Raw genomic sequence first — 234 nt, 5'->3', positions numbered from 1 at the left:
CGGGCTTTTCACCCGCTTTATCGTTACTTATGTCAGCATTCGCACTTCTGATACCTCCAGCAACCCTCACAGGCCACCTTCACAGGCTTACAGAACGCTCCCCTACCCAACAACGCCTGAGCGTCGCTGCCGCAGCTTCGGTGCATGGTTTAGCCCCGTTACATCTTCCGCGCAGGCCGACTCGACCAGTGAGCTATTACGCTTTCTTTAAATGATGGCTGCTTCTAAGCCAAC

General features: G+C 54.3%; 1 rRNA gene. It reads right to left on the bottom strand.

From position 1 onward, the window contains the following. Positions 1–234, bottom strand: a 23S ribosomal RNA gene (locus tag HV477_RS28150); the annotation flags it as partial.

The sequence above is a fragment of the Salmonella sp. SG203 genome (assembly GCF_013350575.1).
In the GTDB taxonomy this organism is placed as follows: Bacteria; Pseudomonadota; Gammaproteobacteria; order Enterobacterales; family Enterobacteriaceae; genus Salmonella; species Salmonella enterica.
The sequence above is the reverse complement of the archived record's forward strand: the minus strand, read 5'-3'. Positions and strand labels throughout refer to the sequence as shown.